The organism is Moraxella tarda (assembly GCF_035181405.1).
GTDB lineage: Bacteria > Pseudomonadota > Gammaproteobacteria > Pseudomonadales > Moraxellaceae > Moraxella.
Map to the genome: position 1 here is coordinate 276057 of NZ_JAYGGV010000002.1, position 13519 is coordinate 289575.

At 41.6% G+C, this 13519-nt stretch carries 10 protein-coding genes; 4 read left to right on the top strand and 6 right to left on the bottom strand.

Annotation, left to right across the window (positions count from 1 at the left end; all coding sequences use genetic code 11):
• The first annotated feature begins 31 nt into the window (after positions 1 to 31).
• The 4 genes from lysS to U9670_RS03840 all read left to right on the top strand — a co-directional run bounded on the left by lysS (position 32) and on the right by U9670_RS03840 (position 6330).
• Positions 32 to 1546: a lysine--tRNA ligase gene (lysS, locus tag U9670_RS03825; protein ID WP_323841475.1), complete on the top strand. Its 1515-nt coding sequence runs from the start codon at positions 32 to 34 to the stop codon at positions 1544 to 1546.
• Between the two features lie 257 nt (positions 1547 to 1803).
• Positions 1804 to 3291 (top strand): cation:proton antiporter, encoded by a 1488-nt coding sequence (locus U9670_RS03830; protein WP_416381474.1) that lies wholly within the window; start codon positions 1804 to 1806, stop codon positions 3289 to 3291.
• Positions 3292 to 3352: 61 nt separating this feature from the next.
• Complete coding sequence (gene dnaX / locus U9670_RS03835) at positions 3353 to 5368, top strand: DNA polymerase III subunit gamma/tau (RefSeq protein ID WP_416381478.1); 2016 nt, start codon at positions 3353 to 3355, stop codon at positions 5366 to 5368.
• A gap of 89 nt (positions 5369 to 5457) precedes the next feature.
• Positions 5458 to 6330: a LysR family transcriptional regulator gene (locus U9670_RS03840; protein ID WP_323841477.1), complete on the top strand. Its 873-nt coding sequence runs from the start codon at positions 5458 to 5460 to the stop codon at positions 6328 to 6330.
• Between the two features lie 330 nt (positions 6331 to 6660).
• Here U9670_RS03840 and accC read toward each other — a convergent pair whose 3' ends face one another.
• The 6 genes from accC to secD all read right to left on the bottom strand — a co-directional run bounded on the left by accC (position 6661) and on the right by secD (position 13437).
• Complete coding sequence (gene accC, locus U9670_RS03845; protein ID WP_323841478.1) at positions 6661 to 8001, bottom strand: acetyl-CoA carboxylase biotin carboxylase subunit; 1341 nt, start codon at positions 7999 to 8001, stop codon at positions 6661 to 6663.
• A 7-nt stretch (positions 8002 to 8008) separates the two neighbouring features.
• Positions 8009 to 8434: an acetyl-CoA carboxylase biotin carboxyl carrier protein gene (gene accB / locus U9670_RS03850; protein ID WP_323841479.1), complete on the bottom strand. Its 426-nt coding sequence runs from the start codon at positions 8432 to 8434 to the stop codon at positions 8009 to 8011.
• 252 nt (positions 8435 to 8686) lie between these two features.
• Entirely contained in the window at positions 8687 to 9325 is a 639-nt protein-coding gene (locus U9670_RS03855) for an LOG family protein (RefSeq protein WP_323841480.1), read from the bottom strand.
• A gap of 51 nt (positions 9326 to 9376) precedes the next feature.
• Positions 9377 to 10297, bottom strand: coding sequence for a DMT family transporter (locus tag U9670_RS03860; protein WP_323841481.1), 921 nt, complete (start codon positions 10295 to 10297; stop codon positions 9377 to 9379).
• Between the two features lie 119 nt (positions 10298 to 10416).
• On the bottom strand, positions 10417 to 11553 hold the full coding sequence (gene secF / locus U9670_RS03865) for a protein translocase subunit SecF (protein WP_323841482.1): 1137 nt from the start codon (positions 11551 to 11553) through the stop codon (positions 10417 to 10419).
• A gap of 9 nt (positions 11554 to 11562) precedes the next feature.
• Positions 11563 to 13437 carry a protein translocase subunit SecD gene (secD, locus tag U9670_RS03870; protein WP_323841483.1) on the bottom strand — a complete coding sequence of 625 codons (1875 nt, stop codon included), beginning with the start codon at positions 13435 to 13437 and terminating at the stop codon, positions 11563 to 11565.
• Positions 13438 to 13519 lie beyond the last annotated feature (82 nt).

The window sequence follows — 13519 nt, forward strand, 5'->3', positions numbered from 1 at the left end:
TTTAATCTATATCCAATCCAAGGTTTTATTTATGTCAAATACACAGCAAACACAACTTTTAGAAAATGAGCTGATTGCCCAACGCCATGCCAAACTACAAGACTTAGAGCAAAAAGCAAAAACCCATGGTAAAACCGCTTATCCAAATACTTTTAAGCGTGAAGATTATGCTGCTGATTTGCAAGCACAATTTGAGGGTGTTGACAAGCAGGCCATTGAAAGCGGTGACAAGGTTTATGCCAAAGTTGCAGGGCGGGTTATGCTTAACCGTGGCTCGTTCATCGTTATCCAAGACATGACAGGGCGTATCCAGCTTTATGTCGATAGAAAAGGGCTAGATGAGCAGACATTAGAACTGATTAAATCCCTTGATTTGGGTGATATCGTAGCAGGCAGTGGTCATATTGGGCGTTCTGGTAAGGGTGATTTGTATGTACATTTGGAGCAATTTGAACTGCTTACCAAATCCTTACGCCCACTGCCTGATAAATTTCACGGTCTTACTGACACCGAGGTGAAGTATCGTAAACGCTATTTGGATTTGATGGTCAATGAAGAGACACGCAAGACTTTTGAAATTCGCTCTAAGGTGATTGCAGGCATTCGAGAATACCTCACCAATGAACGCTTTATGGAGGTGGAGACGCCAATGATGCACATGATTCCAGGCGGTGCATCTGCTAAGCCATTTGTCACGCATCACAATGCCTTGGACATGGAGTTATTTTTAAGAATAGCCCCTGAACTTTATTTAAAAAGATTGGTTGTGGGTGGTTTTGAACGAGTATTTGAAATCAACCGTAATTTTAGAAATGAGGGCGTTTCTACTCGCCACAACCCTGAATTCACGATGATTGAGTTTTATCAAGCCTATGCTGATTATAAGGATTTGATGGCACTTACAGAAAATATGCTTGAAAAACTGGCAATGGACATATTGGGCACAACCAATATTCCTTATGGTGATGAGGTATTTAGTTTTAAAGCACCATTTGATAAAATTCCAATGAGTGAAGCGATATTAAAATACAACCCAAATCTTACGCTTGATAACATCAATGACCGAGAATTTTTAGCTGATTTTGTTAAAAATACCTTAAAACAAGAGGTTAAACCTTCTTTTGGACTGGGAAAATTACAAACCATCGTCTTTGAAGAAACGGTGGAAACGCAATTACGCCAACCGACCTTTATTACCGAATATCCTGCTGAAACATCACCATTGGCAAGACGCAATGATGATAATCCACACATTACCGATCGTTTTGAATTTTTTATTGGTGGACGAGAGCTGGCAAATGGTTTTAGCGAGTTAAACGACCCGATCGACCAAGCTGAACGCTTCCGTCAGCAGGTGGCGGAAAAAGATGCAGGCGATGATGAGGCAATGCATTATGATGCAGACTTTATTGAGGCCTTAGAATATGGGTTACCGCCAACAGCAGGGCAAGGCATTGGCATTGACCGTCTGGTCATGCTATTTGCCAACGCACCAAGCATTCGTGATGTGCTTTTATTTCCACATATGCGTCATAAGACAGACTGATTGGTATTTAATTTTATTGTTTAAAAAATCTAAAAACAGCACACCCATGTGTGCTGTTTTTTGTTATGCCATCAAAGTTTATTTAATGGCAATCGTATGCCAAGATTGATTTTTGGTATGATGATTTTTAGTGGCAATTTAAGAAAAATGGCAAATAAACCTTGCCTTGAACAAATTTAAGAGGGGGTTTTAACTTTTTTTGCTATAATAATCCCTAAGAAAATGACAAATACTTTTAATCAATTTTGGACTTGAATATGGGCAGTTTTATCTTTCTTGAAATTTTTGTTGTGGTGTGTTTAGTATCCATTACCACAACATTGTTTAATAAACGGATTTTGGGTCTACCACAGGCGATAGGCGTTCCTATCGTCTCAGCATTATTGGTATTCTTACTACAATGGTCGGCGACACTGTTGGCCAGTAACCAGTTTGTCAGTATCAATATTCATGCCATTGAAGCGACAGTACGCCACATTAATTTTTATGATTTTTTAATCAATGGTGTGATTTGTTTTATTTTGACGGCATCGGCATTAAAATTTAAAGTCAATGATTTAAAGACTTATTGGAGACCGATTGGTATTTTGGCAAGTCTGGCACTGTTGTTGTGTGCACTTGTTTTTGGTATGCTTCTTTTTGGTTATCAATTTGTTACAGGTCATCATGTGCCACTGATTATCTTGTTGCTTTTGGGTTCAGCACTTGGGGCAACCGACCCAATTGGCATCAAGGGCGTACTAAGTTCTATTAAAGCACCCGAACATCTGATGATTAAGCTTGAAGGCGAATCTTTATTTAATGACGCCATGTGTATTGCCATTTTTATGACGATTTTAAAGGTGATTCAAGGAGGTGCATTTAATGTCTTGCATGTCATTGAGCATTTGGCGTTTGAGATTATTGTGGCGGTCATCATCGGTTTGGTATTTGGCAAAATGGCGTTATACCTTTTAAAGGGGAAAAATGAGATGGAGTCGCTGATTTTGACCACAGCAGTATTGGCGGCTGGCTCTTATTTGGTCGCACTTTATGCCCATGCTTCTGCACCGATTGCCTGTGTGATGGCAGGTTTAATCGTTGGTAATCGCTGGCAAGAGATTTTGGCTCAAAAAGATGTTGAAGAAATCAATCATTTTTGGCACACCATTGAGGGTATCATCAATTCGTTCTTATTTACACTGATTGGTCTTGAACTATTTATTTTGGATTTGAATGCAGAAATTGTCATTGGTGGCGTGGTGGCGTTTGTCATCTTGCATTTGGCTCGTTTTATTGCCAATTTTGCCTCCTTTGCACTATTTCCTAGTGTGCGTAAAAATGCCTACAAAGGCAGTCTTGAGATTTTATCTTGGGGTGGGGTGCGTGGTGGCATTTCATTGGCGCTTATTTTGGCGGTGGCAAATGTACCTCAATTGGCTCAGTACACCAATGTTTTAATTGGTTATACTTTTATTGTGGTGTTGCTGTCTGGCGTGGTGTGTGGGCTTGGTCTGCCTGCGGTCATCAATGCCTTTTATTACAATCCCAATGAGCCAACCACAGGTTTTTATGGTTGGTATCAGCGTCTCATGCATAAAATCATGAACCGTTCTGACAGGCTGTATTTACTAAAAGAAGACCAGTACGGTAATCAGACAATCAGTCTTTATGAACCAACGCCTGAAGAATTGGAGGAGTTGCCAGATTTTGATGACACCAAGCATGAAACACATTTGAGTCTAAATAATCCAGACCGTTTTTAGTGGCTGACTTTTAAAGTGTCGTATTTTCATGTAAAATTAACCCATCATAACAAGTGAAGTCATCATGAGTGAATATCAAGTACTAGCCAGAAAATACCGCCCAAAAGATTTTAGCCAGCTACTAGGGCAAAGTCATGTTTGGCAGGCCCTTGCCAATGCCATTGATACAAAAAGATTGCACCACGCTTATTTGTTCACTGGCACTCGTGGCGTGGGCAAAACAACCATTGCGCGTATTTTAGCCAAATGCCTAAACTGCGAAACAGGCATTACAAGCACACCATGCGGTGTATGTGATACTTGTATGAGTATTGATACTGGGCGGTTTATTGACTTGATTGAAATTGATGCGGCCAGCCGTACAAAGGTTGAGGACACCAGAGATTTACTAGAAAATGTACCTTATTCGCCTACACAAGGTCGTTACAAGGTGTATTTGATTGATGAAGTGCATATGCTTTCTACACATTCTTTTAATGCGTTATTAAAAACCTTAGAAGAACCGCCAGAGCATGTCAAGTTCATCTTAGCAACTACTGATCCACAAAAGCTACCAATCACCATCATATCACGCTGTTTGCAGTTTGTTTTGCGGCCAATGTCTCAGGTGCAGCTACACGAGCATTTAAGCAAAGTTCTTGCCCAAGAAGGCATTGCTTTTACTGATAATGCCATTTGGCAGCTTGCCGAATCCGCCAAAGGCTCTGTGCGTGATGCGTTGTCTTTGACTGATCAGGCCATTGCTTTTGGTGGTGGCATGATTAGCGATGAGAGTGTCAATGGTATGCTTGGATTGGTCAATGGCCTTGATGTACTTAATCTGATTGATGATATCTATATGAATAATGCAAGGGGAGTTGCTGACCATATCACACGCCTAAGACAGCAGATGGTAGATGCTGTGGCGGTGTTAGATAGGCTTGTTGATACCTTGCACGAGCTTGCTATGATACAGTATTTGCCGTTGCCAATGGATAAAAATCATGAACAAAAGCAAGCCTTCATTGAATTGTCAAAGAAAATTTCTGCCGATGTCATACAGTTGTATTATGAAATTGCTATCAAGACTCGTGATGGCGTGCGTTTGGCCAGTACGCCAATGCAGGCGTTGGAAATGGGTATTTTAAGATTACTTGCCTTTCGTCCTTTATTGGATAATGAAATGGTTGGCATACCAAGCATAGAACAACATACCAAAAAAACAGATGAACATAACATAGATAAAAACAACATAGATAAAAATAATACAAATGACATGACCGCCATGTCATCAGCTGGTGCTGGTGATAACAATCGCCATATTGATGATGAGGACATTAAAAGCGATCAACAAAATACCGACCATCAAGCATATGCCGACCTGCATGACGACCAAGACCCAATACAATCTGGTCAATCAAACAAAAACTTAGAAGAAAACACCCAAGCCTTAGACGACTTTAATGCTGAACCAAGCCTTGCTGTCAGTCAGGATGATACACAAAATACCAAAGCGGTACAAGCAAAGCAGTTTAAAGACAGTGAGGTCGTACCTGTACAAATGGCAAAAACACAGCCAAAATCTGTCGAACCGCCTGATTTGATTGGTACTGATGTGCCAAGCGATACAAAAACCGCTTTACAAGAAAAACTGCTTGCACCACCTGTTGATTTGACTGGTAAGTGGAATGCGTATAAGTGGGATTATTGGTTATCTTTGGCTCGTTGCGACGGTGTTTTTGATAACGATGAATTGGCATTATTAAACCACAGCCAAATGATGGGTAGGATTGATGGCGATGCCATATTGTATGTGGAAAATCATAATGCACAAGTCAGTGCCAGCTTTATATCCGCCAAAGCCAAAATTTGTGAACGCCTACCGCAGATGGTGCTTGGTGATGAACTGATGCTTTTAACCGATGATGATAAGCGTGCCATTCCGTATGTATTGCAGCAGCAACGCAATGCTGAGGTTTTGATCTCTGCTCAAAATCAAATCATTCAAAGTCCTGTTGCACAAATGCTTTGGCAACAAGGGTTTGTTATTGATAAAGAAGTCATTTTATCAGGAACGAAATTAACCTTAGGCTCATAAAAAGACCATTTAAGTCCAAGGTCATTTAAATGAAATGATGTGTATAAAATAAGAAAATTTTAATTATTTGGATAGTAAGAGGATGTCTGATGTTGGATAACTTACGAAGCATGGCAGTATTTGCCAGTGTCGTGCGTCTTGGGTCTTTTAGCGGAGCGGCTAAAGAATTGGGCATCACAACAAGTGCAGTTAGCCAGCAAATCCGCTCACTTGAAGCAGACTTGGGCGTTGCTTTATTGCATCGTTCAACACGCAAACTGAGCCTAAGCGAGGCAGGTGAAAGCCTTTACCATGCTGCTGTGCAGATGGTAAAGTCTGCCGAACAAGGGCGAGACAGTGTCAATCAATTAAAAGACGAGATTGCAGGTAGTCTGAGAATTGCTACATCGCCTGAGATTGTTAGTAGCTATCTTATTCCTGCACTGAGCAAATGGCTGGGCGAACATGAGAATTTGTCGCTTAATATCATCTCTCGTGGCGATGACCTTGATGTCATTGAGGATCGCATTGATTTGGCATTACTTTTGGAGGAAAACCCACAAGGTGTCAGTCTGACCAAAGTCAAGCAATTGCTACTGGCATCGCCTAACTATCTTGCCAAGTACGATGCTATTAGCGTGCCAAAAGATTTAACAAATCATGCTTTTATCACACAAGGTGAACGCTCAAGTGAAAATTTGGAATTTCAAAGAAGTAATGATAAATTTAGTATTCGTATGTCATCACGCCTTGTTACCAACAGTCAGTTGATTGCATTAGAGCTTGCGGCATCGGGCTATGGCATTGTCAAGGCAAGTGAGTTAAATGCTAAATCATTCATTGAATCCAAAAAGCTTGTGCCTGTGCTTGCCGATTATGCCTTGCCAGCATTGACATTAAACGCTCTTACAGTAGCTAAAGATCAATTGCCAACCAAGGCCAAAAAATGCCTGACAATACTTACTGAGCATTTCAACCAATGATTTGATGGGTGTGTTTGTACTTTTTTATTATGGTGGTCAAGTTAATGATGGATAAATAAGGTATCAAACAGCCCGATGAAGCCAAACACACGACGCCCTACTAAAATTGGTGCCAGACACTTGGTAAGACGCACCATTTACCGAAAATATGTCATTGCTAAGCAAAAACGCTTATGGGCGTTTGTTTACTTAAAACAACAAAGGCAATCTGAGAAAATGAAGCAAATACCTAATAATGATAAGCAATAACAATAAAAGGCATCTAGGATACCTTTTATTGTTTTTTTAGATTGATTTTATTGATCAATCACAAAGCATCAATGTTGGTTTTTATGATTTTAATAGATGATTTTCTAAGTAGTGGATGTTTTGTGCCTCATTCACAAAATTATCATCTTGTAAAATAACATCACGGTGCAAAGGGATATTTGTCTTAATGCCTTCAATGACCAGTTCATCAAGAGCGTGCAACATTTTGGAGACTGCTTGGCGACGCGTCTGTGCATGACAGATGAGCTTGCCAATCATTGAATCATAATAACTTGGAATATCATAACCTTGATATAGATGTGAATCAAAACGCACACCTGAACCGCTTGGCGTAAATAGGTTGTTAATCTTGCCAGGACAAGGCATGAAAGTCTTTGCGTCTTCAGCGTTGATACGACATTCGATGGCGTGTCCACGAATGGTGATTTCATCTTGATGGTAAGATAAGCCATAGCCTGCAGCGATTTTTAATTGCTCCACAATAACATCAATGCCTGTAATCATCTCAGTAACAGGGTGCTCAACTTGTACTCGTGTATTCATTTCAATAAAAAAGAATTGTCCATCTTCGTACAAGAATTCAAAAGTACCCGCACCACGATATTGAATTTGCTTGCACGCACGCACACAGGCGTCCAAAATTGGCTGTCTGATGTCATCGGGAATGCCTGGGGCAGGGGCTTCTTCCAAAACTTTTTGATGGCGACGCTGTAATGAACAATCACGGTCAAATAGGTGTATGGCATTGCCATCGCCATCACCCAAGACTTGCACCTCAACATGGCGTGGGTTTTTCAAGAATCTTTCCATGTACACTGTATCATCACCAAAGGCACTCTCAGCTTCAGCTTTAGCGGCTTGTACTTGGTTTATCAGCTCTTCAAAACGCTCCACCACACGCATACCACGACCACCACCGCCAGCGGCAGCTTTTACGATGAGTGGAAAACCGATTTGCTTGGCCTGCTCTTCGGCATTATGCAAAGTGATGGCACCAACAGAGCCGGGAACCGTGGGTACGCCAGCTTTTTTCATGGCGTGAATGGCAGATACTTTGTTGCCCATCAGACGAATGTGATCAGCGTGCGGCCCCACAAAAGTCAGCCCTGCTTCTTCAACTTTTTCAGCAAACTCAGCATTTTCAGACAAAAAACCATAACCTGGATGAATGGCATCGGCACCTGTAATTTCAGCGGCCGATAGTAAGGCATTCATATTTAGGTAGCTTTGTGATGATGGTGCTTGACCGATACATACCGCTTCATCTACAAAACGCAAGTGCATTAAATCTTTATCGGCTGTTGAATAGACACCAACAGTTTGTATGCCAAGCTGTTTACAGGCTCGCACGATACGCAAGGCAATTTCACCACGGTTTGCAATCAATAACTTTTTAATCATGGCTCACCTACGCTTTGTAGCGAATGACTGGCTGACCAAATTGCACCACATCGGCATTATTTACCAAAATTTCTTCAATAATCCCGCTTTGAGTGGCTTCAAGTGGATTCATGATTTTCATCGCTTCAATGATGCCAAGTTGATCGCCAGCTTGTACTTTTTGACCAACCTTGACAAACGGTGGATCATTTGGGCTTGGTGCTGAGTAAAAAACACCCACCATTGGTGAAGTTTCAACCTTACCGCTGGGGGTTTTTGGTGGGGGGGTAGAGGTAGCTACAGCTGATGATGCGATAACGGGTGCAGCAGCAATGCTTTGCACGGCAACATTACGCGTCAGATTAATATAGTCATTGTCATGACCACATTCTAAATTAACCAAGTCTTTCTCTTCCATTAAGTCAATCAGTGCACGAATTTTTTTGATGTCCATAGTCACCACCTCTTAAATCAAATAACAAATAATAACACCTGTTCATTGTAACAAATTTTTTCAAAAAATACCCAAATAAACTTGGGTAAGGTATCGCCTTGTGAAAAATTCCAAAAAAATATGGCAATGAACACGATTTTAGATGGATATAGTGTACATTCGTTTTATTTTATTGCAAGCATTTTTTTGTATTATTTTCTTACAATTTTCTAAAATTGTACTGGCTTGTATAAAAAATTGGCTTAAAAGCAATTATTTTTGGTAAAGTAAGTGGTTGTTGTTATTGAGTGTGTTAGCTTCATCTAGCCAAGCAGGGTTTACCCATTTTTGCACATCAATAAATTCAAAATGACGCATCTGTTCAAGCAAATCATCAGGGTTGGTTGCAATACAGACAAGACTTAAATTTTCCTTTGGCATGAAGCCTTCATCAGTGCATTTTTTTAGGGTTGATAAAAATGGGTCAAAAAAGCCATTGGTATTTAAAATACCTATGGGCTTGGCGTGCTGGCGAAGTTGTAGCAATGACAGCACTTCATACAGCTCTTCTAGTGTGCCAATACCACCTGCCATCGCAATGAATCCATCGGCAAGCTCAATCATTTTATATTTTCGTGTTGCCATGTCTGGGGTTTCGATGAGCTTAGTAAGACCCTTATGGGCGACTTCTTTTCTCTTTAAAAAAGTTGGTATGACGCCTGTTACCACACCGCCATTATTAAGTATGCTGTCAGCAATCGTACCCATCAGGCCAACATTGCCACCGCCATAGACCAGTTCAATATTTTGTTTGGCCAAAGTTTGCCCCATGAGCTTGGCGGCTTCATAATAATCTGGGGTGCTACCAAAATTTGATCCGCAGTACACGGCAATCTTATTTAATGTTTTCATATTTGCTCGCTTATTTTGTTTACCAATACCTAAAAATAAAACAAAAATATGTCAATATTTGCCATATTTTATCCAACGCCAAGGTTGTACCGTGCCCAAACCCATGCCAATTAAGCCCAAAACCATGACCATATTCAAAGGCTCACCAAGCAATGGCACCGCTATGATGGCTGATATGAATGGTGCAAGTGAGGACAATCCGCCTGCCATGAACGCACCAAGGCGAGAAACTGCCATTGCATAGGTTACCGTAGCGACAATCATGACCAATATGCTATGAAAAACCCCCTGAACAACAAGGTGGTGAATACTGGCATTTGGTGATGAAAAACCAATGAATAACGCATAAATTGGCAAATAAATGAGCGCTGACCACACCACCGTGCTGCACATTGACTGCCATGGCGTAAATTGCCATTCTTTTAGTAGGATACTAAACCCTGCCCAGCAAAAAGCACACGCCAAAAAAATGACATCACCGACATTAAAATGATATGCACCCATAGCAATCATGCCACTCATTACAATCAATGTTGCGATAATGATGATTAGAGCAAGTTTTGTATCGGTATCAGGTCTAACCTTAAAAATCAACCAAAGTAATAAGGTTGTCGCCACAGGAATCATGCCATTTAAAAATACCGCTCCATGCACGACAGGTGCCAGCGAAAAGCCTGTGTAAACCAAACAGCTATAACCCACACCGCCTATTATCGCCAGTATCACAGCGTGCCAACGAAACAAAAACCGCCACTCTTGCTTGATTAGCAAAATTGGCATCAAAATGATTGCCGCCAATGTAAAACGCATGGCGATGATGTCCCAAACCGCCACTTGCCAACGCACCGTTACACGAGATAATAGACTAAAACTACCCCATACAAACATGGTAAACAGCACAAGTAAATAACCTTGTGTTTTTGGAGACAGTCGCTCAAAAAAGTGCCGAAAAAATTGGCAAATTGCCACCATAAAAAACACCTTAACCATTTAAATATTTCAATGCCTCACATAGCAAGAGTGGCATGATAGCAAAATTTGCTCAAAAATAAGTCCCCAAATTATCATTTGAGGACTGCTGATACCATGAGTCAGTCTTTGGCATTTTGAAGTTCTGGGTCGGCAAAGACGACCACCTCTTCTTCAAATTCAGGCTTAATTTGTACCACAAAATCTTCTCGGGAAAGACCTAGACGCAGTGGTATGGAGCTTGCGATATAGACAGACGAGTAAGTCCCTGCAATTGTACCAATAAACTGTGCCAAGGCAAACCAAAACAGACTTTCGCCACCCAAAAACAGCAATGCCACAACAACGACAAATACAGTTCCTGCCGTCATGATGGTGCGTCGTAAAGTCTCTGTCAAAGAAAGGTTGACCACTTGGTAGGGTGTAAGACCTCGCACACGACGGAAATTTTCACGAATTCGGTCATAAACAACAATAGTATCGTTTACTGAATACCCAATTAGGGCAAGTACTGAGGCAAGTACGGTTAAGTCAAACGGCCAGCCAAAAATAGCAAACAGACCACAGACCACAATCACATCATGAAATAAGGCAAGTACAGCACCTAACGCCAATTTGAATTGAAAGCGTATGGACACATAGATCATCATGAGTGCCAAGGCAAGGCTCAATGCAAGTACTGCATCAATATAAATTTCATTACCAACTTGGCTACCAATAATGCTAATGTTATCAACAGTAGCAGGATTAGATGGTAGGTTTAGTGAGTCGGTTAGCTCTTGGCTAAGTCCTTCTGAGTTTTTGCCATCTTGGGGTGGTAGGCGTACAAGTAGTTCGCTACGATTACCAAGATATTGCACCACCACATCATCAAAACCTTTGATTGCTAATGCAGAGACGACTTCGGTCTGTTCAACAGGTTGGTCATAGCGAACATTTGCCGATACACCACCTGTAAAGTCAAGTCCAAAATTGAGACCCTTAACCACAATAGCAATGATGCTAGCAACCACCAAAATGATTGAAAAAACCATCATTGGGACTTCTATTTTCATAAAAGGCAGGATACGACGATTGCCAATCAATTTTGCACCACCTGCCTTTTTGGTAGCCTCATCAACAGTGACAATGTCTTGATTGGCAAGTGCCTCTTCATTCGCTTGTGCGTTGCTACCTCTGCCATCACGGCGTGGACCTCGGCGACGCATTTCTTTAGCGTTTGGCGATGGTTGCTCGATTGGATTATTTTCATAAGTCATCATAGTCTCCTAACCGATGCTGATTTTTGCTAAGTTTTTGCGATAGCCATACCAAAGCTGCATGAGTGCTCGTGTCACAGTAATCGCAGTGAACAACGAGGTAACGATACCAATAGCAAGCGTGATCGCAAAGCCTTTAATCGGACCTGTACCGATGATAAATAAAATAACTGCCACAATCAAGGTGGTGATCTGACCATCAAAAATTGAACTAAATGCACGATCAAATCCTGCTGTAATCGCAGATTTTGGCCGTACGCCAGCGTCCAGCTCTTCTCGAATACGCTCAAAGATAAGCACATTAGCGTCAACCGCCATGCCCATAGTCAGCACAATACCTGCAATCCCTGGCAGGGTCAAAGATGAACCTAAAATTGACATGATGGCAGCCAGCATGATGATATTAAAAGCAAGGGCGATATTAGCAATCACACCACAAGCACGGTAGAAAACAATCATCCATAAAAATACAAGCAAATAGCCAATTTGTGAAGCAAGTAGGCCTTTATTGATGTTATCTTGACCAAGTGATGGACCAATGGTACGCTCTTCAACAAAATACATGGGTGCCGCCAGTGCTCCAGAACGCAAAAGCAAGGCAAGCTCATCAGCTTCTGCTGTTGAATCTAAGCCCGTGATTACAAATGATGAACCAAGTACAGCGTTGATGGTGGCACGATTAATGACCCGTGTTTCTGTATAAGGCGTTCGCACTTCTTTAATTTCGCCTGTAACAACATCTGCTTCATAACTGATTTTTTGCTTGTTCTCAATAAAAAGCACTGCCATTTGCTTGCCAACACTGGTGCGGGTGGCGTTTTGCATTAAGCGACCACCAGCGGTATCAAGATTGATGGCCACCTGAGGTTGACCATTTTCATCAAGACCTGCTTGTGCACCTTGCACCTTTTCGCCTGTAACAATGGCTTGGCGGTTTAATAGTATGGGCGGGCCATTTAAATCACCAAAAGGAAAGGCTTCTGTGCCAGCAGGGGCAATGCCACCTGCATAATCAGCCACTTCGCTCACCATGCGAAATTCAAGATTTGCGGTTCTACCAAGTACACGCTTGGCTTCAGCGGTATCTTGCACACCTGGTAGCTCAACCACGATACGGTTATTACCTTGAGATTGCACCAAAGCTTCTGCTACCCCAAGCTCATTAATGCGGTTACGCAGGGTGGTTAGGTTTTGACCGACAGCATATTCATTAATCTCTTTTAGGCGTGCTTCTGTATAAGTTAATTCAAGTGCATCGCCTTCAATATCCGCCAAAGGACGCAAGACAAATTCATTTGCCAGATTGGCTTGCAAAGTATTTTGTGCACGGTTACGAGTTTCGCTACCATCAAAAATGAGCATCATGCCATTTTCGGTTGTACGCAAGCTTTTGATGGCGATTTTCTCGCCACGCAACGCTCGACGCACATCTTGACTGGCGGTCGCAAGGCGTTGTTCTAGTGCTTTTGCCATGTCTACTTCAAGCACAAATCTGACGCCACCACGCAAATCAAGACCTAATTTCATCGGTTTTGCACCGATGTTTCTTAGCCACTCTGGGGTGGTTTGGGCAAGATTTAAAGCCACGACATAGTTATCGCCAAGTTCACGGCGTAAAACTTCTTGAGCTTTTAATTGGTCTTCGGCGGTTTTTAGGCGTACCAAAGCACTGTTATTGGCAAAGCTACCATCATGGTGTGCAAGCTTTGCCTTATCTAACAAAGCTTCTGATTGCGTTAAGACATCTTCGGTCAGTTGCACGCCAGCTGATGCACCTGTAATCTGCACCGCAGGTTCATCTGGGTAGAGATTGGGCAGAGCATACAAACCAGAAACGACCAACACCACAGCGATGAGTATGTATTTCCAAGCAGGGTATTGCATAGGTTATTCTTATGGTTAAGGCACAAAACGAGCATTAAAAAAAGAGTATAAATAGCTTGTATTTGTGCAAAAAGTAAAACAT